This is a genomic window from Paenibacillus sp. FSL H8-0122, assembly GCF_038005345.1.
Classification (GTDB): Bacteria; Bacillota; Bacilli; order Paenibacillales; family Paenibacillaceae; genus Paenibacillus_AQ.
In genome coordinates this window covers 1,390,222-1,415,187 of record NZ_JBBOTB010000001.1, presented here as the reverse complement: position 1 = coordinate 1,415,187, position 24,966 = coordinate 1,390,222, and the positions used below count along the sequence as shown (strand labels likewise).

Sequence of the window (24,966 nt, the reverse complement as noted above, 5' to 3'; positions counted from 1 at the left end):
TCATTAATAAAGGTATCAGTTAACACCGACCAGCAGGTCCTTACGGGCTACGCCGCTCTTAGCTGCCGCTTCGGCTACAGCCATGCGGATTCTCTCTACTACACGCGGATCGAAGGCATCCGGGATGATATATTTCTCGTGCAGCTCGGATGGGTCAATCACTGAGGAGATCGCCTCTGCTGCCGCCAGCTTCATGTCTTCATTGATATCTGTGGCTTCACAATCCAGCGCCCCTCTGAATATTCCCGGGAAGCAGAGCACATTGTTAATTTGGTTCGGATAGTCGGAACGGCCGGTCGCCATAACTCTTACATGCGGCGCAGCAATCGCGGGATCGATCTCCGGGGTCGGGTTCGCCATGGCGAACACAATCGGATCTGTGGCCATGTTCAGCACATCTTCCAGCTTCAGCACGTCCGGTGCAGAGACTCCGATGAAGACATCCGCGCCTTTGATTACATCGGATAGACTTCCGATTTCAAGATAAGGGTTCGTAATCTGGGCGTAATCGCTCCAGTGACTGCGCTCATAATCCGCCAGCCGGTTAATCGCGCCCTCCCGGTCCACGCCGATCAGGTTCACCGCTCCGGCATGCAGCAGCATTTTGGAGACGGAGATGCCTGCTGCACCTATTCCGTTGACTACGATTTTGACATCCTTAATATCCTTGCCGCATACCTTGAGCGCATTCAGAAGTCCGGCAGTTACGACAATTGCCGTACCATGCTGATCATCATGGAAGACCGGAATGTCCAGCTCAGCTCTTAGTCTGGCTTCAATCTCGAAGCAGCGCGGGGAGGAGATGTCCTCCAGGTTAATGCCGCCGAACGTCGGGGCAAGCGCTTTTACAATTGCAATAATCTCTTCGGTATCCTTGGTGTCCAGGCAGATCGGCACGGCGTCGACGTCTGCGAATTGCTTGAACAGCGCCGCTTTGCCCTCCATGACCGGCATGGCCGCCTTCGGCCCGATATCGCCCAGCCCCAGTACAGCCGTGCCATCAGATACGACAGCTACGGTATTCTTCTTCGTAGTTAGCTCATAGGCCTGGGACTGATCGTCGGCAATCGCCTGACAGACCTTCGCCACACCCGGCGTGTAGACTTTGGACAGGTCGTCTTTGCACAGAATCGGATGCTTCAGGGTAGTTTCGAGCTTACCGCCTTTATGCAGCAACATAATTTCTTCTAATAGTTCCATGGGTATCTCCTCCATTCAACTGGTCAAACGTTTGTTCCATTTATTATAAGATCTTACTATATATAGCGGATCTTCCTGCATTCGGAACTGTACCAGACCCGTATGCAGGCCCGTCAACTCTGCATTTCATATACTCCCTTAGTCATTCTCCGCGATAATTATCGGATTGGCAAGATAAAAGCTAACACCTGAAAATTGTCCACGATTTAGACACGATTGGATGCGATTTCATGTGATTCAGGCGTATCGTATGCGGATTGAGTTCCCTGATCAGCCGCCCCAGACGGAGATGAGCAGCGTAGCCACAACTACTGTAATCGCTCCGCCGATACGGGTGGAGATCTGTGCGAATGGCATCAGCTCCATGCGTCCCGACGCAGACAGAATGGCTACATCGCCCGTTCCGCCAAGGCCGCCGCGGCAGCCGGTAACAATGGCCGCTTCAACCGGATACATATTGACCCATTTGCCGGTAAAATAGCCGGTGATCGTCATCGCCACGATAACGGTAGCGCAAACAATAATATAAGGAAGCGAAATCAGGGCTGCGACATCCTTCAGCGGAATGTACAGCATCCCCAGGCCGACCATCAGCGGCCAGGTTAACGTGCCGGAAACCAGCTTATAGAGCTGATAAGCACCCTGCTCAATTTTGGCAGGCAGCAGCTTGGAAATCTTGAGCAGCGCAGCTGCGAAGATCATCAGGATCGGACCCGGAATGCCGACGAACGGCGACAGCAGATGTCCGGTGATGAACAAGCCGCAGGCGAACAGCAGGCCCGCACCCATCAGCAGGAAGTCAGGCTTCGCGTTGTCATACGTGCTGCCCGCCAGTTTCTGGCCGTCCTTCGACTTTACGAGCACACCGTTACCGGTGATGGACGGATTTTTGTCAGCCATCCGCTTAAGCAGGCCCGCGCCGATAATCGCAAACACGTTGCCGATCACCGCCGCCGGAATCATCTGCGCCACATACGACCCGGATTCGCCGCCAAGAATCTGCGAGAACGCGATGGACAGCGGGAGAATTCCTTCACCGACGCCGCCGCCAATAATAGGCACAACGATGTAGAACAACGTCCGGTGTGCGCTATAGCCTAGCAGCATCCCTACGCCCATCCCCGCAGCGACTGCGGCGATTGTTCCGGCCATCATCGGAATGAAGATGCGGATGAAGCCGTTAATCAGCGTGGTCCGGTTCATCCCGGTAATACTTCCGGCTACCAGAATCGAGATGTACAGATACAGGAAGTTCGAGGTCTTCATCAGCGTGTTGACCGATTCGAGCACCGAAGGATCAAGCACATTCCAGAACACCAGGAACGATGGAATCATTAGGGAGAGGATCGCAGGACCGCCGATATTCTTGAGAATCGGAAGCTTGAAGCCCAGATCACTGAGCAGCACCCCCAGTACAATAATTACTGCAAAGCCGCCGATCATATCATTTGGCAGTTCACCAAGCACAGAAGCCGCAAAAATAATGAGTGCAAATACCACATACAATGGGAGCGGAATGACGCCTACTTTTAAATGCAGAAGCTTCTGGACGAAACCCTGTTCTCCTTGCTTCAGTACAACAGGCTGCTGTTCCGGTACCGAAATCGGGGGTTGAATTGCTTTTTGCATGTTAACCTTACCTCCTTAACTCTTTTACAAATTCATCATAGCTGCTTTGAAAGCGCTTTTGTTTTTATGAAAGTAATAAAGGGGTTTTGTAAATTATTAAAGTAAGCGCTATCAATTAAAAGCGCAGGAAGTACTCTCTGAATACAAAAAAATCCGGCTCCTCTATGTTAAGAAGCCAGATGAATAGCAAGTTTTGTGTTCTCGTTCAATTATAAATGAATAAGCTTACTGGTATAGACCTGAGATTTTGCTAACTCACGAATGATGAAGATGTATATTGAAATCCAGACTACAACAACAAATACACCTGAAATACTAACAAAACCAGCGAATTTATCGGATAATATCAGACTCAATATTAATAGAGCCAAAAAAGCCAGGTTCCAGCCATAAGCAGCATACCGCTTAGGGTGACGAAGCGCCTGAACCGGATTATTCCATGTAAAGTCAGGAAATTTAAGATCCATACCGATCTTAAGAAGTGTATTAACCCCTATGGCCAGTACTACTGACGGAATTAACCAGCATAACGTGACCCAATCCTGTATTTTGTTGGATACAAGCAAGATAATAATGGAAGGCAGCACACCTAATACATCACATATTGTGCTAAACAATAATTTCGTATTAAAGATTGATTGCAGGGATAGCGGCAGACTTTTTAAGCCGAACCATTCGCGCCCTTCGCGGGAGAACGCAACTATTGAACTGGACATCCCGGTACTCAGCAATTGAGTAATAAAAAATACGCAAAGGATGGAAGAAATGTTCTCAGGAACAATACTTGCCATAACGAGTTTAATATTGTGATTGAAGGCAAAAGAGAAAAATGCCCCCATACAGATCATAACGATGTAATTGACCGCAAAGGACGGAACTCTGAAAAAATTAGCTATTTCGCGCTCAAGCATATAGAAATGTCCAGGCAGCCACGTATGGCTTGAAGGTTTCCGGGGGCTTTTTTGCTCTTTCCCCTTCATCCAATATTTTTCAAGCAACCTCATGTTTGCCAGTGCAAGTATAGCTGCGAGAATCAAAATACCTAACCAGCACAAGGGACTGCTTAGCCAGTGGGCAATCTGCACTCTCAACGCGATGTTGTATCTGAGATAAACACCGGAAGAGATAATAATAATTGAAAAAATACTTAGATTTAACCAACGATAGTTTCTTCCGCCAGGTGACACATAGGCCCCAAGAATAGAAATAGCCAGCGATAAGTTAAGAGTTACAACTGGTAATAGAACGAAGCATACACCAATAGCAACGTAGTCCCATAAAAGAAGCGAATGGCTGCCCCAAGCTAAGTTGAGCAAAGGAAATATGATGAACGCCTTGTATAGTAAAAAACGTAATAATAATCCGCAAAAATAAGATCCTGCGATCTCTTGTTTAGACAATGGCGTAGATAAAAGCTGATCTATACTATGTCCATCATATAGAATGGCAGTGAACCAGTTCATCGTAAAATACAAAAAAAACAATTGCGTTACCAAAATCGAAACCAGCAAGTCATTTAATGGATTAAATAAAATTGAAAGATTCATTAATTCACTGTTGTACATTACATTTAAATAGACCCAAATAATCGCCAAGAATGATACCAAAACAGCTTTTCGTACAATATGACTACGTATTAGTTCATACTGTATCACCCATTTAAACATCAGCCAAAGTTTAGTGATTCTCATTTTGATACCACATCCGTAAATAGATGTTCCAGATCAATGGTCCGGGGAAGAGTGTCAATCGCTGTATTTAAAGCAGACTTGCCTTCCTTTAAGATTACAATATGAGAACATATTTCTTGAGCGATATGTAATAAATGCGTAGAGAACAACACGGCTCCACCAGAGCGGGTAAATTCAAGCAAAGATTCTTTCATCATAATGATGGACCCGGGATCTAATCCGACCATGGGTTCATCCAATATTAACAGGGCAGGATCAATCATTAGTCCGGCAGTTAGTTGCAGTTTTTGTTTATTGCCTAAAGACATTTCACCTATTTCTTTGTTTATATGTTTAGTAAGTCCGAAAGCTTCCGCAAAGCTTTTAATCTTAAGCCAAGCCAGGCTGTAATCAACATCATAAAGTTGACACATCCATTTTAAGTATCGGTCCCCACGCATTTTTTCAAACAAGACGGCATGGTCCGGAATAAAAAACAGATTTTTTTTGGCCTCAATAGGATGTTGTTCCAAAGAGATACCGCCTACTTCTACTGAGCCCGATGTTTTCTCGATAATACCTGAAATAATCTTCAGTGTTGTAGTTTTACCCGCACCATTTTCTCCCAATAAGCCGCAAATTTGTTGGGGATATATAGACAGATCGAGCTCAGACAGAGCCAGATTATTCCCATATTTCTTAGAGAGCGCACGAATATGGAGTGAAGCTGTTTGAGAGCTAACCATTCTTTTTTATCCTTTTGTAGCTGGCGAAGGCAGCCCCTGCCCAAAGTGCTGCACCTATAAAAAATAAAGAGCTGGTCGAGCTATTGGAATCTATTCTTTGAATTCCGGCTATCACAAATACCAAAGCGGTTACAGCACAGATAATAACTCTCCTCATCATTATTCCCTCCTAAACAGTACCTTGAATTTCTATACTCCAAAGCTTGCGATAATTAAAACTATTGCGAATTAATTCTGAATGAGTCCCCTCCTCAACACAACTAGCATCGTAGACAAAGATAATATGATCGTCTTCCATAATCGATTCTATATCGTGTGAAATTAATATTATGGTGCATCTTGCAAACTCTTCCTCCAGGCATTTATATAACATCTCTTTTGAGGATGTATCAAATGAAGAAGAAGGTTCATCAAGTAATAAGACGCTAGGTTTTTTTAGAATTAATCGGGCCAATGATAACTTCTGCTTCTGCCCGCCAGATAATTGAATTCCTCCCGTCCCTAATAAAGAATCCAGCCCTTTCGGCAAACCGCTGGCCCAGGCCTTCAAACCCACCTTATCCAGAACACCCCATATCTGCTCCTCACTAACATTCTCCTTCACATATTTGAAATTTTCGAACAATGTATTAGAGAAAAAGAATTGTTCCTGGAAAATCACTCCTGTCTGTTGACGCAACTGATAATCAGAATAGTGTTCCAAACCTTCTTCATCCAGTAGAATTTGACCGTCAGTTACAAGATATTGTCTGGAAATCAAATGAAAAAGGGTGGTTTTCCCAATGCCGTTTGCTCCTACGATAACGTTTCGGACATTGGGGATAATTCTGAAATTAGCCTTGTTAAGAATCTGTGTACCGTTATCGTAATGAAACGACACATTTTTAAACACAACTTCCCCGCTAATCTCCCGCTTACTCTTGCGGCCATCTTGAATAACCGGAGATGACTGATCTAATACCCAGTATATTCGTTCCATTCCCGTTAAAGACTTCTGATATTGGAGCCAGGTTGCTGAGAGTGTAAACATGGAATTGTACATTCTCTCGATATAAGTTTTATATGCTATGAGCCCCCCGACAGTCATCGTACCACCGATTACATAATATCCTCCTAATCCAAATGTCAGCAGCATTATAATTAGAGCACCTGATCCTAAAAAAAACGTGTTTTGGAGATTTATAAGCGATAAACCGATATTATTCTGGTACCATTTTCTTAAAGCCTCACTATACCAATGAATAATACGGGGATAGTTACCGTTACTTTTAATAAAATCAATACCACTCAGAATATCATTATCGATATTAAAAAGCTTTGAAATATTCTCTCTCCCCTCCATCGACTTACTTTTATATTTTTCACCTGTCCTCTTTTGGAAGAAATAAATCCCAGGTATTATAATCATTGTATAAACAAATAATGGAAAATTCAAGTATGCCATCATAATAAGCGAATACAGCATCGATATGATCTGTGAAATAATAACGAGCAATAACCTTGACGATAATAAATCTACTGAATTAATATCAACCTCCATCCGATTTAACAAATCACCCTTATCATTCTTATGAAAAAAAGACAGTGGCAACCGGAAAAGCTTTCGTATTAGTTTCAATCGAAATCGGGCTGTCGCCTTTTGACCGATTACCGTTTGCATGTAGGATTGAAAGCCGTCAGTTCCAACCTGCACCAGAAAAATAATGATAAACAGAATAATGAGTTTGAAAAGTAAACCAACATCTTTTTGTGAAATGGCTACGTCTATTATTCCTCTGACAATAAGCGGGTTTAACGCTATTATCAGGTTTGAAAATAGCGTTATTACAATTAATATTGCCCACCATTTGTATAGAAACCGCAAGTCCTTGACAAAGGACTTCAAGACCTTCGTATTGCCTGTTTTATTAGTCCGCATATAGGATTCCTTTCTTCAAATACCGCTCGAAGAATAAGTCCGTAGTTAATGTGTTTGCAGTTGAAGCTCCTTCTTTTTTTGAGTATATTCCAGGAGATTATTACCTTTAACCCAAGGGCAGGCTTCTTCTGAATGGGAGTTAGCTTCGATTGCACGCAAAGCACAGCCTCTGCAATACGATTTTTGACTGCATTCAGAACTGCACAACTCACTTTTAACAGGGGAAACCATATTAAGAAGCTGGTGCGCCAATGGTGAATCAAAAATTTCCCGGTAGCTTTGATGATGTAAATTGCCCACATCCATCATCCCTGGTGTTAACATTACACAGGGTCTAACATTTCCGAAAGGATCCACAATCACTGATTTCCATCCCATTCCACAATTTGGAGTTTTATTATTATTCCGGATTTGTTCTTCACTTAAAACAGCAATAAAATCCGAGTATTGATCCATAATGCGTTTTTCATAGTTGATAATCTGTTCAAGTTTGCCGACATCAACCTCCATTTCTAATCGTTCACCCCTGCCAAAAGGATCCACTTTGGAGTACCCGAAGAGTGAAGCACCCAACTCTTTCGCAAGCAGAAGTGTATCCTCAATATGCCATACATTTTTGTTATATACAGACATTGCTGCCCGGACAAAAAAACCTGCTTCACTTATAGCCCGGATCCCATTACATGTTTTCTGAAAAGAACCCTCAACTCTTCTTAACTCTTCATGAACTTCCGCAGTGGGTCCATCTAACGATACACTGAAAACAATTTTGTGCTTGTAAGGTTCAAGCGTTGACAAAAGCTTTTGTGTTATCTTGGTGCCGTTGGTCAATAACCCTACAATATCAAACATTTTTGCAGCCAGTTCAACAATCTTATAAAAATGCGGATGAATAGAAATTTCTCCGCCTGTAAGTTCAACAGATATCACTCCATGGTCTCTTAACGTAGAGAAAACATTCTTTACATGGGCAAGAGACATCGTATCATCAATGTCAGGACTAGCTTCACGGTAACAGTGCGCACATCTTAAATTGCATTGCGCAAGCAATTCAACCGTAGCATGAATGGGTGTAGCATAATCAAAATCTCCAGTAATATTAATCTTGTAGTATGCAGGATCGTCAAGTAATACTGCAGCTCCTTCTTCTACTAATTGACCAATTACATGCTCTGCACCTGAACTATAGACGAAAGGATCCGATACATCATATTTATTACCTAAAAGTGTTAAAATTTCGTTTCCTGTATATATCCCGTGACAATGAGTCAATATTTCCGCCGCTGTCTTATTCAAGGTGAGGAGTGAATCATCCATTTGTAAGGAGGTGGCATTCGTCTCATTTCGAATATAAATCAAATTATTTTTGCCCGGATTTAGATGTAAGTGTGCTTTTTCAGTGAGTGCAATGTATTTAGATAACATATACTTCTCCCCAATCATCTGAATTTGTTCACAAAATAAGAAAAGGACTTAAAGAATTAGCTCCTCTTTAAGTCCCATCCATAAAAACTTAACCCCAAATATTAAATACATTTACAGCAGCAGTGACCTCAGTATCGGGAATCGGACCGTCAAGCAGACACAATGCACAAACGTTACAAGCAGGACAAGTAGATTTTTGCGTTTCAAAGCTTGGGTTTTCCACGTGAATCTCCTCCTAAAATTTGGATTTTATTATTACTGCACCCAAATAATACATCTAGTATTTGGGAATTAATGTAAATAAATCACAAAAAATGGACAAATCCCATAAATATGAACACAATATGGAAATAACCCTCAGGCTCCTTATTGGGAAGCAAGAGGGCTAATCCATTTCTGATCTGAAACTGAGAGTATTCTTTCCAACTAGATATACTTAGTAATCAATCCCTTACCGTTCGGAGCGAGCCGGTATTTCTGCACAGGCCTGCCGATGCTCCCGTAGACGAGGTCCATTTCCAGCACTCCCATCTCCGTTAGCCCGATCAGATATTTGCCGGCGGAGACGCGGGAGATTCCGGATACCGCTGAGATCTCCTCAGCGGAGAACAACTCGCTGCCGCAGCCTTCCACAGCACGCCAGATAGTCTGGAGGGTCTGACGGGTGAAGCCCTTGGCCAGTTCATGAGATGTCGTCCGTTCCTGCTTGAACCGGGACAGCCTGTCCAGCTCCGACTGGTTCAGCCGCTCCTGGGTGCGGAATAGCTTGTTCTGTTCCCTGTATCCATTAAGCGCTGCACGGAGCCTGGAGAATTCAAACGGCTTAATCAAGTAGTCCACTGCCCCGTTCTGCAGCGCTTCCTGAATGCTCTCCTTGTCACTCGCCGCCGAAATCACGATGACATCGATCTTCACACCCCTGCGCCGGATCTCGGACAGCAGCTCCAGCCCGTTGCTCTCCTTCATATAAATATCCAGCAGGATCAGGTCATAGGCCTGCTTCTCCAGCATACCCAGCACTTCTTCCGCCGAGCTGGCCCAGCCATCGGCACGAAAGCCCTCCACTTGCTGCACATAAAACTTATTCATCTCCGATACCATAGGATCATCTTCAACGATAAGTACTTTTATCATAATCGTTATCACCACTCTTCATGGGCTATCCACCCTTTTCATGATTAATTTAATTCTTCGCTCTATACGGAATCTGCACCGTGAATTCGGTGCCTTCCCCCTCCAGGCTGTCATACGTAATCGTCCCGCCCAGCTTGTCTACACTTCGCCGCACCAGATACAGCCCTACGCCCCGGTCTCCGCCTTTGGTTGAATAGCCCTGCTCAAACAGGTGATCTCCATTCTCCGCCGATATGCCCGTCCCGTTATCACTGACCTTAAGGGTAAGCAGGTTGTCCTTATGCCGGAACCCCATCTCGATCTGCTTGTTGTCCGCGCCTTGCAGCGCTTCCAGCGCATTGTCCAGCAGGTTGCCCGCGATCGTGACCAGCTCCCGCGCCACCTCGTGATCCGCCGCTTCAGGCAGCATGCCGTCATCCAGGATAACCAGCCGCACATCGGCCTCCCTGATTCTGCTGAGCTTGCCGAGCAGGAAGCCGACCATTACCGGGTCTTTGACCAGCCGGACTACTGAATCCGCCTCTGTCTGGATGCTCTGTACAATATCCGTCAGATATTCTTCCAGCCGGTCGTACCGCCGCATCGTATTCAGCCCCATAATGACATGCAGCTTGTTCATGAACTCATGGGTCTGGGCACGCAGTGCCTCGGCGTACAGGGAGATGCCGGAGAGCCGCTCCATCAGAATACTGATCTCGGTCTTGTCCCGGAACGTGGCAATAGCCCCTTCGATGATTCCGTTCACCCGGACCGGAACCACATTCACCAGCAGCGTAATGCCGCTCTGCTCCACTTCCTTATCCAGCAAGGCTTCACCAGTATCCAGCACCTTCTCCATCCGCAGCAGCGGCCAGAACTGCCCGGCTTGCTTGCCTACCGGGTCCTGGCTCAAGCCGACGCTGTTCATCAGCCTGCGTGCCTCGGCATTCACCAGGGTAATCCGCAATTCCTTATCGACGGCCAGAATCCCTTCCTTGGTCGATTGCAGCATGGCGCTGCGCTCCTCCAGTAACTTGGCGATCTCTCCCGGCTCCATGCCGAACATCATCCGCTTGATTTTGCGGGCGAGCAGGATGGCACCGAATATCCCCATCAGCCCGCCGACCAGGATGCCCGAGTAGATAATCCAGCGGTTCTGCTGAACGGCGGAACGGACGCTGCCAAGCGATATGCCTACAGCTACTGCTCCAACCTGCTTGCCGTCAGCGGCGAAGATCGGTGAGAACGCTCTCACAGAATAACCAAGCGAGCCTTCAGCCACGGATATGGTCTCCTTGCCATGCAGTGCATCGGTCTCATCCCCGCCCATGAAATGCTTGCCGATCAGGGCCGGATCAGGGTGGGAACGGCGAATCCCTCCCATATCCATGACCACCACGAATTGAACGTCATTGATGGCGCTAATATCGGTTGCATAACGCTGGATGCTGCCGGAATCGGACACTGCAAGCAGCCCGTCCACCACTCGCGGCGTGCGCGAGACCGTGCGGGCAATCGTGATGGCCTTGTTCTCCAGAGAAGCCCGGGCTTCTTCGGAGAATCTCATGCCGAACATTACATACACAATCAGCAGCACCAGCACGACGATGCCGCAGGTCATCAGGGTGATGGCGGTCTGAAGGCGTAATCTTTTTGTACCAATTCTCACATTGCTCCACCTTCAGGAAATTTTTCTCGATTATAACGCAAAAGTATTCAAAGCGCGATATTCACAATTCAAAGTAAATTCGGCTAGGACTCCGCAATCACAGACTGGTTACGCCCTCTGCTCTTCGCCAGATACAAGGCCTGATCCGCCTTCACAAGCAGTTCCGTAAGGTCAGCGGCATGGGAAGGGTAGTGGGCAATTCCCTGTGAAACCGTAAGCTTCGCCGCAATCGGCCCCTGGCTCCGCTCAACCGCAAGACGGATTCGCTCAGCAGCGCTGAAGGCTTCAGCAGGCGTGGTCCGGGCCAGCAGAATAACGAATTCTTCCCCGCCGTAGCGGTAACAGATATCATCCGGGCGAAGCGAGGTTACGATGACCCGGACAACATGCTTCAGAACCTCATCACCCAGGTTATGGCCGTAAGTGTCATTGACGAGCTTGAATTTATCTATATCCAGCATCACCAGCGAGAAGGGAGCACCGGAGCTTATCCGCTGGTTAATCGTATGTTCCAGGGATCTGCGGTTCATCAGACCGGTCAGCACATCCGTTGCAGCTTCATGGGTCAACTGCTCAGTCTGCTGCTGGATATTGGCCAGGGCAAGGGACACCCCGTCTGTCAGTAAGTACGCCTCCCGGCTCCAATACCGCTTCGCTTCCTGCAGCTCTATATGTTCCTTGCCCATTCTGCTTACGACATCTGCCAGATAGACGAAGGGACGGGCAAACTTGCGGGCCAGCAGAATAACGCCCAACAGCAGCAGAATGAACGGTAAGGAGGAATACCCGATCAAGGTACGGAAATGCCCGATCAGCTCCTTATGAATCTGGCTAATCGGGGAGACGACCACGATTCCCCAGCCATTGGCGGGCACACTGGAATAACCGGCCAGCATCTCGATGCCCCGGGTATTCGTGACACGCTGTTCTCCGCTTTGCTTATTCATCAGCTGCTGCACAACCTCATTACTGCTGACATCTGTGCCAATCCGCGTTTTATCCGGGTGATACACCAGATGCCCTTCTGAATCCACAATATAATAATAAACCCCCGAATCATCCTCCTGTCCATTGTCAAAAATCTCAGACAGCACATTATTCTCCTGAAGATAGATGGTGCCGCTAATAATTCCAGCATAGGTTCCCGCAGCATCGAAGATGGGCTGGCTCAAAAATACGATTAACCGCTTGGTATTGGCCGTCAAATAAGGGGAAGAAATATACGGCTTGCGGAGCGCTAATGCTTCCTTGCTATTCTCTGAGGTGATGTGCTTGCCTGTAGTCCCTATGCTGGCAGGGGAGACATGGCGGATGAATCCGCTGGCGTCGACCACGGTGATGGAATTGAAGAAATTGCTGCTGCTGCGCATCAGATCCAGGGACTCATTCACTTGCTGCGGCGGCATAGCTTCTATGTCAGACAGCCGGGCGGCGTTGTATTCCAGAGTCCCGTGCATGGACTGAAATAAGGAATCCATGGTCCTCGACATACGGTCAGCATTGAGGTAATTCAGGTGAAGTGTGGTCTCCATTAATGACCGCTTCTTGGACTCATAAGAACCAAGCAAAAGAATACTCGAAGTTAGTAAGACCACCAGCGTCACCAGACCTGTGAGCAGCGTGGTGAGACTCAGCTTTTTACTTTGACGAAGCTTGCGCTTCAACCTTATATACAAAACTGCAATCCTCCTTGGAGCAAGAAACGCAAAGATACACCCATCATACCGCAAATACTGATAATGTTCGACAGCGGATTTATGGCAGAACAGACGGCGAATGTCTCCCATACATAGCAGAATAAGCCCGCACAAGCGAGGCTCATCTTCAAGCAGTTATTCAAGTTCCGGGTCACCCTACGCCTGCAAAATCTCATCTACCCGCGCCGATGCACCCTTCCAGGAAGTCATCAGCGGAAAAGAGTACTGCTCACGTGCCCTAAGGTTCCACGGATGCGGGATACAGAGCACCTTCTTCCCTGCCTGTACCGCAGGCAGCAGGTTATGCGGACCGTCATCAATCAGCAGGTCGTAGCCGATGAGATGCTTCCGCTTGCAGGTGAAGAAATTGTCGGCCGGGATATACGGCATATGCTTTTGCAGCCAGTTCCATTTCTCCAGCACCGTCTTCGGGACAGCGGCCGTCACAATAATAACATCATAGGCATTGTGCAGCTTCTCCATCTCTTCCACCACATATTCGTCGAACAGCTCCAGCTCCTCGTACAGGCCGGGTCTGCCGAAGAACAGATCCATGGTGCTGTCCGGGTGGCGCAGATGATCTGTGTTCCAATCCATCATATCTTCGTAGCGAAGCGGATGTGTAGGAAATTCAATGTTGTTGTGGTATATCGCACGTTTGACGAGATGGCAGATCGTATCGTCCATATCGACGGCGATGATCGGTTTATGCATTGATTCTCCTCCAAGTACATTTTCATTTATTTTCATTTATTATAGGCAACCGGGGAATGGGTGTCCAGACATGCACCAGACTGAACATAAAAAAGCACATGCCCGCCTTCAGGGACACGTGCTTTGCTGCCTATCTGCAGCCACTGTGCGTATTGTGTGAGCATTCAGCTTCGGCTATCCACTCATTTCCCGTTATCTCCGCGACCGTCCCTTGAACAAGTTAATCACGAACAATACCGCTGCGACAAACAGCAGAAGATGGATCATATTGCCCATGAAATCAAAGATAAGGCCGAACAGCCATACCACCACTACCAGTCCAATTAATCCCCACAGCATAAGCTTACCGCCTTTCTCTTCCGGATTTATTTGTTCTTACTTTACCCTTGTGGAGCGGGATTTAAACGGCTGTCCGGCAGTTATGGGAGCTGCTCACTTCATATGAGACCGTCAGATCCGGCTGTGGAGACAGCTACTCTCCCAGGTTTTAAGACATTGCTTAATTACGGAGCGTACTGGTATACTGTTTTTAAATAATACAATTGTATTGTAAAAAGGAGACGTACCAGCCATCATGACTAACTCTTCCAGTCACCCGAAGACTCCTGCCCCGAAACTGCGGAGCAGACTGCTCAAATTTCTGTTGATCCTTGTATCTACCGTCCTATTTCTCATAGGATCTGGGTTCCTATATGAAGCCCTTTCCTCCAGCTCTGCCCGCAAAAACTATCCTGCACCAGGTCAACTGGTGGATGCCGGAGGCTATAACCTCCACATTCGCCAGTTAGGAGCAGGAGCCCCGACTATTATTCTGGAAGCAGGCAGCGGCGAGACCAGCCTGTCATGGAGGGATATTCCTGAACAGTTAGCCGAAGCAGCTACCGTTGTCACTTACGACCGGGCAGGATATGCCTGGAGCGAACAGGCGGATACGGAACGCTCCGGAGCCAACATTGTGCGTGAGCTGCATACCGCGCTGAAGAATGCGGGTCTTCCCGGCCCGTACCTGATGGTCGGCCACTCCCTCGGGGGCATGTACGCCCGGCTGTTCACACAGACGTACCCGAAGGAAGTAACCGGGCTTGTACTGATTGATGCAAGACCTGAGAACGATGACCGGGAGACAAAGCCGATTCTGGAGGCAGAGAATGTGGCCGGTAACCCCAGCGCTTCCCTGCTGAGCCTGCTCAAGCGCTCCGGGGCGCTCCGCCTGTTCCAGGACCAGCTCCTCGCGGGCCTGATTGCGGAGCAGGACCGGGCACAGTTCATTAACGTTATTTCCACGCCTGCCTATTTTGCTGCCAAGGAGCAGGAAGCAGCACTGGCCAGTTCTACCGAGGATGCGATCCGTGGACAGCACTTCGGCGCACTCCCGGTGAAGGTGATCGCCCGTGGCCAGCCTCAGGACTACGCCTCCTTCGGGATCTCCGGGGAAGGCGGCCGCAGGCTCGAAGCCATCTGGCAGGAGGGCCAGCGTAACATGCTGAAGCTCTCTTCCAATAGTGAGCTTATTGTCGCCGAGAAGAGCGGCCATATGGTCATTCACGACCAGCCTGAGCTGGTCATCCAGACCATTCTGAGTGTACTGGAAGAGAAGTAACTCATGGGTACATCGGCTTGATTACATTCCAGTTGGCATGCATAGACAAGGTTACCGGGGAACAGCCCTTGGGCATCAGAATGCCAAGTCCATAGCTATGCTCGAATTGTACCGCATAGTACTGCATCTGCAGCTCTCTCCATAAGTGGTGCACGCCGAAGTCGTCTTGCATAGCCGCAATATCATGGAACAGAATAACTCCATGATCCGCCAGCTTCGGCAACCAGTACTCATAATCATGCTTAACCGCCTCATAGGTGTGAAGGCCGTCAATATGCAGCAGGTTGATGCTTGAATCCGGAAATACATGCAATGCCTCATCGAAGGTCATGCGCAGCAAGTGGGAGATTCCAGGGTAATAGGTGCTTGACGAAGATTGTACCGACTGATAAATAGATTCATCATAGAGCCCCGAATGCTTGTCGCCTACCCATGTATCGACTGCATAACACTCCGTTGCAAGCCCATGATCCTTAACCGCCTGACAGAAGGCGAAGTGAGATGCTCCGTAATAGGTCCCCAATTCTACGATCTTGCCAGGCATCAAATGAAGGACCAAATCATAAGCGAACCGGCGGTGTCCTTCCCAGGCGGTATTCAGATGCGTCCCCCGCTCATCCGTCTCAAACACGGGTCTTCTGCTATTCCATACGTTCATATATACGCCTCCTGATGAAATCCTTGATCTAAGTTAATGTATTCGGACCCAGTGGATTTGGTTGCAAAAAAGCGGTACAAACCCATGCTCATTCTTAGATGAGCTTGCAGTTTGTACCGCCTGTCTTCCCCCTATTTCAATACGCGGAATCCACAATAATCCATAATAAGTTCACAGAACAGCATATATCTGCATCCGTATCCTGAATTACTTGCTGCAGAATTACACTTCAATAATCGATTCAGCTCAGTTATCCGTTATGGAAGAATGCTAGGCTAATCTAATAACGCTAAGAAAGGCACTGGTTCCAGCTCTCCCATTACGATTAGATATAGTTAGGGTTGCGTTAGAAGTATTGACAACAGAAAGGACGCTTCCTGCTGCAAGATTTCGAATATATTCCCCGCCAATTTGATAAGCGTTACTACCACTAGGTACTTGTGTGTAGAACTCACCCCCAGGAATAACCGTTCCATTTACGGCGACAGCCCACGCTATTATTAGTATAGAAACTGCTGTGGTGACCTGAAAAGCAATCCGGTAAGTTCCCGCTGTAGCGACCGTAAGCGAAGTATTGGCATCTGTTACAGTAATATCCGATGTTCCAATGCCAGGAAGATTAAATATAACCTTACCTCTATTAGCAACAGTAACATTTCTTTGATTCGAAATGACATAACGATAAGAGGAAGGAAAACCAAATCCGGTTACACCCGGCTTGCCGATTGGGCCGGTTACGCCTGTCACTCCTGTCAAACCTCGAGCACCTGTAGGTCCCACTACACCTGTGGGTCCCCTCGTACCTGTCGGGCCGGTGGCACCCGTTGGACCGGTTACACCAGTGGGGCCAGTGGGGCCAGTGGGACCAGTGAGTCCCGTTGGGCCGGTTACACCGGTTGGCCCCGTCACCCCTGTAGCACCTGTCATCCCTGTAGCACCCGTCAGACCTCTAGCACCTGTCACACCCGTTGGACCCGTCACACCGGTAGCCCCCGTCACACCGGTAGCCCCCGTCACACCGGTAGCCCCCGTCACACCAGTCGGGCCCGTTACACCGGTCGGGCCCGTCACACCAGTCGGGCCCGTTACACCGGTCGGGCCCGTCACACCGGTTGGGCCGGTTACACCGGTGGGCCCTGTTACACCGGTCGGGCCCGTCACACCGGTCGATCCCGTCACACCGGTCGATCCCGTCACACCGGTAGCCCCCGTCACACCGGTAGCCCCTGTCATACCGGTAGCCCCCGTCACACCGGTAGCCCCCGTCACACCAGTCGGGCCGGTCACACCGGTCGGGCCCGTTACACCGGTGGGTCCTGTCACACCCGTCGGACCCGTCACACCGGTCGGGCCGGTCACACCTGTGGGTCCCGTCACACCGGTCGGCCCCGTCATGCCTGCCCAGCCGGTTACACCGGTGGGTCCCGTCATACCCGTTGGTCCCGTCAGTCCTGTGGGTCCTGTCACACCTGCCCGGCCCGTCACACCCGTTGGACCTTTTAGCCCCGCCTGGCCGGTCATCCCCGTTGGTCCCGTCACACCTGTCGGCCCCTTGACACCCGTGAGTCCCCTTACACCCGTGGGACCCGTTACACCGGTCGGACCGGTTACACCCGCTCGGCCGGTTGCACCTTTGGTACCGGTTATCCCTGTGGGTCCCGTTACACCTGCCCGGCCGGTCACACCCGTTGCTCCTGTTACACCCGCTGGACCGGTTAGCCCAATTGGACCGGCCGCTCCTGTTGGACCCCTCACCCCCTTCTCCCCGGTGGCCCCAATCCCAACAGGCCCTGTCACCCCTTGTTCGCCGATCGGAACCCATCCCCCAGGATACGTTGAACCACCGTCCTGACTGCTGCGGTAATACAGCGCAGGGTTGGAAATATACAGCTGCTGGACATAATTGTCTACACGAGACACATAAACGGTCCATACCGACGGGTGCTCCACCTGTGGCCCATCCGGCGGAGGGGGACCCGTGGGACTATCTGAACTGTAGACACCCGGCTGATTATACCGCGCCAGACGATTGTCCGACGGCTCTTCATGGAGGGGGAAGACCCGGTTGTCTGCATCCAGAATGACCTCGCCGGTCTGACCATTGACACTGAATACACTTCCGGCGAAGCCTGTTGGTCCCGTGGGCCCCGTGGGACCAAGGATCGTTGGAATACCGGCTGCGGTACGCATCTTCGAATCCAGCATAATCTCCTGACGGAAAAGGGTGTCAAGAATAGCTTGTACATTGCCGTTAATCTGAAGCACCTCTGCCAATGTAGCAGGAGTTGAACCGGGAAGCGTGCCCAGAGCGAACTGAATTTTCTCTCCTTCGGCATTGATGATATGTGCCAGACCCAACTCCTCCATTGCGATCGATGAGAACAACAAATTCAATACATCGGCCCGCGACAAGGAGAGGGCCGGAGTAATATTGGGTATATTGGGATTGGACATGGTAAGGCCTCCTTTAGGTTCTCAACCAATTCTGATTACACTCAGGAAACCATTGTCTTCACCAACATTAGCCCCTGATATCCTTTGCACTGTAGTCGCGGTATTCGTTAAAGTAAGCTTATCACCAGCATTTAATCGGATAAGATATTCTCCTCCTATCTGATAATTATCGCCGGTGCTGAAATATCTGTGAAATTCACCGTTGGGAATAGGAGTAGCATTGACCGAAACCGTCCATCTTTTGAGTGGAATTGACTGATTCGCTATCGTTAATTGAAAGGCAACTAAATAATCGCCTGCTGTATTAACCGTTACTGTGGATTGACCATCGAATGCGATATCAGACGTCCCTGCACCAAGAACGTTGAATACAACATTATCATTAGGATTTATGGGAACATTACCGGCAGTTGTAGAAATGTACCTATAAGAGGGAGCGAAGCCTACTCCCTGTGCACCAGTTGAACCAGTGTGACCGTTTGGACCCCTCAGACCTGTCGGACCGGTTGGGCCTGTTACACCTGTTGGCCCCCTTGCACCTGTCGCACCCCTAACGCCCGTCGGACCCTTCACACCGGTTGGCCCCGTCACACCCGCCCGGCCCGTCACACCGGTCGGACCCGTCACGCCAGCAGGACCGGTCACGCCGGTCGGACCGATTACTCCCGTCGGGCCCGTTATCCCTGCCCAGCCCGTCCCACCGGTCGGGCCTGCCACGCCAGTGGGACCGGTCACGCCGGTCGGACCGGTTACTCCAGTTGGACCCGTCACGCCAGTTGTGCCGGTAACACCCGCTATTCCGGTTACGCCCGCCCGACCCTTCACTCCAGTCGGGCCGGTGACACCGGCCCTACCGGCAGCACCTGTTGGGCCAGTGACTCCCGTTGGGCCTGTCACTCCCGTTGGGCCGCTCATGCCGGTCACACCGGTCGGGCCGGTTATACCCGTCACTCCGGTTATACCCGTTGGACCCGTTATACCCGCCACTCCGGTTATACCCGTCATGCCAGTTACACCTGCCAAGCCACTGACGCCTGCCCGCCCGCTCACTCCAGTTAGACCGGTTACACCTGTCCGGCCCGTCACACCTGACCGGCCCGTCAGACCAGTCTGGCCCGGAACACCTGCCCGGCCGCTTACACCCTTCAGTCCCTTCACACCCGTAGGGCCTGTCACACCTGTCGGTCCGCTCAAGCCTGCCCGGCCCGTCGGACCTGTAAGCCCCCTAACACCTGCCCGGCCCGTTTCACCTCTCAGCCCCGTCACACCTGCCGGACCGCTAACACCTGCCCGGCCGCGTACACCCGTTGAACCCGTTGGACCAGTGGATCCCTGCGCTCCGGTAAGTCCACTAGCGCCGCCCGGACCGGTTACACCCCTTGGCCCCGTCATACCTGCCGGGCCGCTAACGCCCGTTGGCCCCCTTGGACCCGTAGGTCCCGGCGCTCCGGTGAGTCCTATAGCGCCACCCGGACCTGTGATACCTGAGTTCCCGCTCACTCCTCTAGGTCCTGTAGCCCCTGTACCCGTTGGACCCGTCGGGCCTCTTTCGTTAATTTCTATCCATAGCGACCAGGTAATCCCCGAATCCTGACTGTTGCGGTAGTACAAATGCGGGTTAGATATATAGAGCTGCTGCACAAAGTTACCGACCCGGGATACATAAACAGTCCATATGGATGGGTGCTCCACTGGCGGACTGTCCAGCGGTGGAGGGCCTGCGGGATTATCTGAACTATACACGCCCGGCTGATTGTATTGCGTCAGACGATTGCCCGATGGCTCATAATTGAATGGGAGAACCCCGCTCTCTGCGCTCAGAATGATATCGCCGGTCTGACCATTTACACTTAGGACACCACTCGCCGCCCCAGTAGGTCCTGCTGGACCTGTAGGTCCAACCAGGGAGGGAACGCCCGCGGCCGTTCTCAGCTTGGAATCAAGTATGATTTCCTGGTGGAAGATTGTATCAAGCATCGCCTGACTACTGCTGTTGACATCCAATACTTGTTCAAGCGTCGCAGGTGTGGCTCCCGGAAGAGTCCCGAGGGCAAACTGAATTTTCTCACCTTCAGCGTTGATGATATGAGCAAGCCCCAGCTCTTCCATCGCAATGGATGAGAACAACAGGTTCAATACATCGTCCCGCGACAATGCGATAGTTGGTGTGATATTGGGAAGATTAGGATTCGACATGTTAATGCCCCCTTACATTCGAAATCGCATACGGAAATATCCCTTTATTCATGCGATCCTGATTATATTTAGAAATGCACCTGTCCGGTTGACATTACTTCCTCCCACTACTAATTGGGCTGTTCCTGTATTTTTCAACGTAAGTTGAGAATTTGCAGCAAGCTGAACAACAAACTCGCCGAACATCTGAAAATATCCTGTAGTAATCTGTTGATGAAATTCACCAGTTGGAATAGGGGTTCCATTAACTGCAACCGTCATCTCCTTCTTGGCTCCGTGATCCTCATTTAGAACCGCCAGAAAGGTAATGCGGTAAATCCCCGCCAAGTCCACTGTAATCGTGTTACTCCCGTTAAAATGAACATTGGATGAAATTACATTAACGGTATTAAATGGAGTACTCCCCCCGATAGCAACGAATGTATTAACCGCTTTATTCAAGGTAACGTTACAATAAGCAGGGATAGGCCTTAATGCAGGGCCAGTCAAGCCGATATGGCCCGTTGCACCGGTTGGACCGTTATGACCTCTGAAGCCAGTGGCACCGATTATACCGGTGGCTCCAGTGTTACCTGCGTCTCCCGTCGGGCCTGTGATCCCGGTCGGGCCGGTGGCTCCGGTTGAGCCAGTGGCGCCTGCCAGGCCGGTCGGGCCGATGATCACCCCCGTAGGGCCGGTTACACCGATAGGGCCGGTAGCACCTGTTGGACCAGTGGGACCGGTAAGGCCCGTGGCTCCCGTCGGGCCGGTTACTCCTGTCGCACCAATTGCACCCGCTTGGCCCATCACACCCGCCCCGCCAGTGCCCCCTGCCCGGCCAGTCACTCCTGCCCGGCCGGTGACTCCTGCCAGGCCGGTTACACCGGTTGGACCTATCACCCCTGTCGGACCCCTCACGCCTCTCAGGCTCACGCCAGTCGGGCCTCTCAACCCTGTCGGACCGGTGGCTCCGGTTAGACCCTTAGGACCAGTCACCCCAGCCTGACCAGTCATACCCGTGGCTCCGGCCCGACCTGTCGGGCCTGTCATTCCTGCCCGACCTGTCGGACCAGTGGTCCCCGGTGAACCGGTTGGCCCGGTGGCTCCCCTCGGGCCAGTCAGGCCCCTCGCTCCCGTCGGACCCTTAGCACCTGTTAGGCCGGTGACTCCCGTCGGACCAGTGGCGCCTGTCACTCCCGTCGGGCCGGTCACTCCCGTCGCGCCCGTGGCTCCGGTCGGTCCTGTTGGCCCTGTCAGGCCGGTCGCGCCCGTAGAACCGGTCTGGCCGACCGGGCCAGTCGCACCCGTCGGGCCGGTCACTCCCGTCGGGCCGGTCGCACCCGTTGGACCAGTCGCTCCCGCCCAACCGGTTAGACCCGTTGCACCCGCCCGACCCTTCACACCTGTCGCACCCGTCGGCCCCGTTGCACCCGTCAGACCCGTTGCACCGGTCACTCCGGTCGAACCTGTAAGCCCCGTTGCACCCCTCACACCTGTCGAACCTGTAAGGCCGGTCGCTCCCTTAGAACCGGTAACCCCAATCGGGCCGGTCCCCCCCGCCCTACCCGTTACATCTGCGCCGGTTGGACCGGTAGGTCCTCGCTCACCAATGGGTACCCACGGAGTCCAGTGTAAGCCAGCATTCTGGCTGCTGCGGTAGTATATAGCCGGATTGGAAATATAGAGCTGCTGAACATAATCACCTACATGAGATACATAAATCGTCCATACTGGCGGATGGTCCACCATCGGACCGTCCAGCGGACCCTCGATCCCGGCGGCGCTACCTGAGCTGTAGACACCGGGTTCAATGTAATTCCCTAGAATACCGGTCGGCGCCTCAACGTTGTTGATCGGGAAGATGCCATCTTCTGCAGTCAGAATCACATCCCCCTCCTGTCCGTTGATACTGAGAACACCACCGGGTTCTCCTCTGGGCCCTGAAGGTCCAATAGGTCCGCTTACTACAGGTATGTTCGAAGCGGTCTTGAGCCTGGAATCGAGCATCATTTCTTGACGGAAGATGGTGTCCAGCATAGCTTGAGTGCTGCTATTGACCTCCAGCACCTGTGCAAGGGTGGCAGGGGGACCGCTGATTCCCGGAAGCGTACCCAGAGCGAACTGGATTTTCTCGCCTTCAGCATTAATGATATGAGCGAGTCCAAGCTCTTCCATGGCAATGGAGGAGAATAGCAAATTGATAACATCATCCCTTGATAAGGTAATCGTCGGCGTGATGTTAGGAATATTGGGATTGGACAATATATTCCCTCCTTATGCTAGAGTTATTCTATCTTATTGATATCCATCTCAAAGTGCGTGTAGTAGATGCCCTGTCGGGTGTACAAATCAGCTAATTGACCCTGCTTTTATGATAGAAAGATAAAGAAGGCCCGCGATCATTCGCGGGCCTTGCTTGTGCGGGTTGAGTTGAGCTTCACCATACCGCCTACCGTACACGCTGGCGCAATGGATTCCCTTTCTTCATCTTATACTCGCGCTGAACCGGCCGACCTCCGCCTTCGGAATCCTCCTTGCTTGGCGTCACCGCGAAGAAGGACAGCAGCCCGCCGACGGCTCCTACACCCGCCATGGTACCAAACAGGGTCCAGTGTCCCCGGTTCATCAGCAGGGACACTACCGGCGGCCCCAGCGCTACTCCGATGAACCGCATGCTGCTATATAAGGAGGTAATGGTCCCCCGGTTTTCTTTCTCGATCCCTTCCGTAATCAGCGCATCCATACAAGGCAGGACCACGCCAATTCCAATCCCGCTTAAGCTTAAGAAACCTACCATGAAATAGATATTGTCGCTTAAAGCGGTAATCACCATCGCAGCCGTAACTACAACCATACCGCCGAAACCGATCCATTTCATCAAAGGCTTGTTCTTGCCGATGACCTTGCCGCTTCCGTAAGACGCCAGACACAGCAGCGCCAGCGGAATAGCCAGGACAAAGCCTTTGTAGGCTCCATGCAGATTATACTTCGATTCTAATATCTCGGATAAGTAGAATAACACCCCGAAGGTTGCAAACATGCAGATTCCGCCAATCGCGAAGATAGCGTACAGCCAGCGGCCCCGCTCATGCAGCGTTTCTATGATGCCGGTCAGGAATTGCTTCAGACTTTTGGGGTCTGCCTTGTCCTCGGTCTTCGGTTTATGCACGAGAAAGATAACCAGCGCGCAGGAAATGAGGCACAGCACCGGAATCGCAATGAAGGGGGCATACCACAGCAAGGTCCCCAGATAAGCACCCAGAATCGGGCTTAATACTTTGCCGAACGTATTCGAGGTCTCAATGATTCCAAGTCCCTTGCTGACCTCTTTCTCATCCTTGAACAGATCGCCTACGAACGGAATGACAATGGGAAAGGCGCCCGCTGCACCAATCCCCTGGATGAAACGTCCTCCAAGGATGATCCAATACGCGCTGGTTCCGTTGGAGAACCAGGCGGCTGCTACACACACCGCTCCGCCCAGAGCTGCCAGAATCAGACTGGGCAGAATCACTTTTTTGCGCCCATAGCGGTCCGATAAATACCCAGCTATGGGAATCATCAGAATGGCGATCAGGCCATAGACCGTGATGATCATACTGACTTGAAAAGCACTGATCCGCAGCTCCTTGGAAATCTGCGGCAGAATCGGCAACAGCATGGAGTTGCCGAGTGTCATAATCAACGGGATGGAAGACAGTGCAATTAATACCCCTTTAGACCCTTTCATCATCGAACCACCTTCAATTAGTTTCGCATCCTGTTTATTCTCGGTCTAACGACTGTATTTATACCCTTAAACCAAAATGCTGCTGCGCAGCCAACATCAGTTGAAGAGGGACCTGCCCTTAACCATCAGATACCAGAGGTAGCATAACGAACAGGCCAGTAAATAAGATACAAACGTCCAGCCCAGATTCCAGCCGTGAGCATAGCTTACTTTCCCGCTTAGCACCAGGCAGAACTCAAACATAGTTTTGCAGAACGTAAACAGCAGGAGAAGCAGCAGCGAATTCAGGGAAGACCTCCTTACCGTATAGATAAGCAGACAGGAGACCACCGGAAATATCCCCAGATTATAGGGAAGAAAGGATAGAATTCCCGAGCCGGCCGGGGTAATGCTCCACCACTTCATATGGTATCCGACCTCATCGAACACAAAGGCGATTACACTTGCAATAGGTGCGATGAGCAGGATAACTGAGCTGTCTTGTCTGAGAAAATAACCGGCAATACACCAAGGAATAATCCATCCGATGATTACGTTAATCAGCATTTTATTCCATTCCTCCATCTGA

Annotated in this window: 20 protein-coding genes; 1 reads left to right on the top strand and 19 read right to left on the bottom strand. The window is 50.4% G+C overall.

Translation table 11 applies throughout. From position 1 onward, the window contains the following. Positions 1 to 15: 15 nt before the first annotated feature. From NSS64_RS06135 to NSS64_RS06075, 13 genes are all read right to left on the bottom strand, one after another. A complete protein-coding gene (locus NSS64_RS06135; protein ID WP_341139562.1) occupies positions 16 to 1,200 on the bottom strand; it encodes an NAD(P)-dependent malic enzyme in 1,185 nt (394 codons plus the stop codon). Between the two features lie 270 nt (positions 1,201 to 1,470). Then, on the bottom strand, positions 1,471 to 2,829 hold the full coding sequence (locus tag NSS64_RS06130) for a 2-hydroxycarboxylate transporter family protein (RefSeq protein WP_341139561.1): 1,359 nt from the start codon (positions 2,827 to 2,829) through the stop codon (positions 1,471 to 1,473). Positions 2,830 to 3,038: 209 nt separating this feature from the next. Beyond that, complete coding sequence (locus tag NSS64_RS06125) at positions 3,039 to 4,520, bottom strand: hypothetical protein (protein WP_341139560.1); 1,482 nt, start codon at positions 4,518 to 4,520, stop codon at positions 3,039 to 3,041. Further along, positions 4,517 to 5,245, bottom strand: a complete 729-nt coding sequence (locus NSS64_RS06120) for an ABC transporter ATP-binding protein (protein ID WP_341139559.1) — start codon at positions 5,243 to 5,245, stop codon at positions 4,517 to 4,519. Before NSS64_RS06120 ends, NSS64_RS06125 begins: the two co-directional genes overlap by 4 nt. Continuing rightward, the gene (locus tag NSS64_RS06115; protein WP_341139558.1) at positions 5,238 to 5,405 is read right to left on the bottom strand and encodes a hypothetical protein; all 168 of its coding nucleotides are present in this window, start codon (positions 5,403 to 5,405) and stop codon (positions 5,238 to 5,240) included. The genes NSS64_RS06120 and NSS64_RS06115 overlap by 8 nt, the downstream gene beginning before the upstream one ends. A 9-nt stretch (positions 5,406 to 5,414) precedes the next feature. Further along, positions 5,415 to 7,163: an ABC transporter ATP-binding protein gene (locus NSS64_RS06110; protein WP_341139557.1), complete on the bottom strand. Its 1,749-nt coding sequence runs from the start codon at positions 7,161 to 7,163 to the stop codon at positions 5,415 to 5,417. Between the two features lie 45 nt (positions 7,164 to 7,208). Beyond that, entirely contained in the window at positions 7,209 to 8,588 is a 1,380-nt protein-coding gene (locus NSS64_RS06105; protein WP_341139556.1) for a radical SAM/SPASM domain-containing protein, read from the bottom strand. A gap of 88 nt (positions 8,589 to 8,676) precedes the next feature. Beyond that, positions 8,677 to 8,811, bottom strand: a complete 135-nt coding sequence (locus NSS64_RS06100) for a subtilosin A family bacteriocin (RefSeq protein WP_341139555.1) — start codon at positions 8,809 to 8,811, stop codon at positions 8,677 to 8,679. A gap of 203 nt (positions 8,812 to 9,014) precedes the next feature. Further along, positions 9,015 to 9,722: a response regulator gene (locus NSS64_RS06095; protein ID WP_341139554.1), complete on the bottom strand. Its 708-nt coding sequence runs from the start codon at positions 9,720 to 9,722 to the stop codon at positions 9,015 to 9,017. A gap of 49 nt (positions 9,723 to 9,771) precedes the next feature. Further along, entirely contained in the window at positions 9,772 to 11,370 is a 1,599-nt protein-coding gene (gene dcuS, locus NSS64_RS06090) for a DcuS/MalK family sensor histidine kinase (protein WP_341139553.1), read from the bottom strand. An 83-nt stretch (positions 11,371 to 11,453) separates the two neighbouring features. Further along, complete coding sequence (locus tag NSS64_RS06085; protein WP_341139552.1) at positions 11,454 to 13,046, bottom strand: sensor domain-containing diguanylate cyclase; 1,593 nt, start codon at positions 13,044 to 13,046, stop codon at positions 11,454 to 11,456. Positions 13,047 to 13,223: 177 nt separating this feature from the next. Further along, positions 13,224 to 13,781, bottom strand: coding sequence for a 5' nucleotidase, NT5C type (locus tag NSS64_RS06080; RefSeq protein ID WP_340993765.1), 558 nt, complete (start codon positions 13,779 to 13,781; stop codon positions 13,224 to 13,226). 192 nt (positions 13,782 to 13,973) lie between these two features. Beyond that, a complete protein-coding gene (locus tag NSS64_RS06075) occupies positions 13,974 to 14,120 on the bottom strand; it encodes a lmo0937 family membrane protein (RefSeq protein WP_341139551.1) in 147 nt (48 codons plus the stop codon). Positions 14,121 to 14,355: 235 nt separating this feature from the next. Between NSS64_RS06075 and NSS64_RS06070 the strand changes: the two genes are divergently transcribed. Next, positions 14,356 to 15,381: an alpha/beta fold hydrolase gene (locus NSS64_RS06070; protein WP_341139550.1), complete on the top strand. Its 1,026-nt coding sequence runs from the start codon at positions 14,356 to 14,358 to the stop codon at positions 15,379 to 15,381. A gap of 1 nt (position 15,382) precedes the next feature. On the opposite strand, the gene NSS64_RS06065 is transcribed toward NSS64_RS06070, so the two are convergent. From NSS64_RS06065 to NSS64_RS06040, 6 genes are all read right to left on the bottom strand, one after another. Further along, on the bottom strand, positions 15,383 to 16,039 hold the full coding sequence (locus NSS64_RS06065) for a class I SAM-dependent methyltransferase (RefSeq protein ID WP_341139549.1): 657 nt from the start codon (positions 16,037 to 16,039) through the stop codon (positions 15,383 to 15,385). 270 nt (positions 16,040 to 16,309) lie between these two features. After that, entirely contained in the window at positions 16,310 to 18,493 is a 2,184-nt protein-coding gene (locus NSS64_RS06060) for a BclA C-terminal domain-containing protein (RefSeq protein ID WP_341139548.1), read from the bottom strand. A 21-nt stretch (positions 18,494 to 18,514) separates the two neighbouring features. Further along, positions 18,515 to 20,689: a collagen-like protein gene (locus NSS64_RS06055; protein WP_341139547.1), complete on the bottom strand. Its 2,175-nt coding sequence runs from the start codon at positions 20,687 to 20,689 to the stop codon at positions 18,515 to 18,517. A gap of 48 nt (positions 20,690 to 20,737) precedes the next feature. Continuing rightward, positions 20,738 to 22,930, bottom strand: coding sequence for a collagen-like protein (locus NSS64_RS32715; protein WP_445667776.1), 2,193 nt, complete (start codon positions 22,928 to 22,930; stop codon positions 20,738 to 20,740). A 187-nt stretch (positions 22,931 to 23,117) separates the two neighbouring features. After that, positions 23,118 to 24,398 (bottom strand): MFS transporter, encoded by a 1,281-nt coding sequence (locus NSS64_RS06045; RefSeq protein ID WP_341139546.1) that lies wholly within the window; start codon positions 24,396 to 24,398, stop codon positions 23,118 to 23,120. Positions 24,399 to 24,494: 96 nt separating this feature from the next. Continuing rightward, positions 24,495 to 24,944, bottom strand: a complete 450-nt coding sequence (locus tag NSS64_RS06040; RefSeq protein WP_341139545.1) for a CBO0543 family protein — start codon at positions 24,942 to 24,944, stop codon at positions 24,495 to 24,497. Between the last annotated feature and the right edge of the window lie 22 nt (positions 24,945 to 24,966).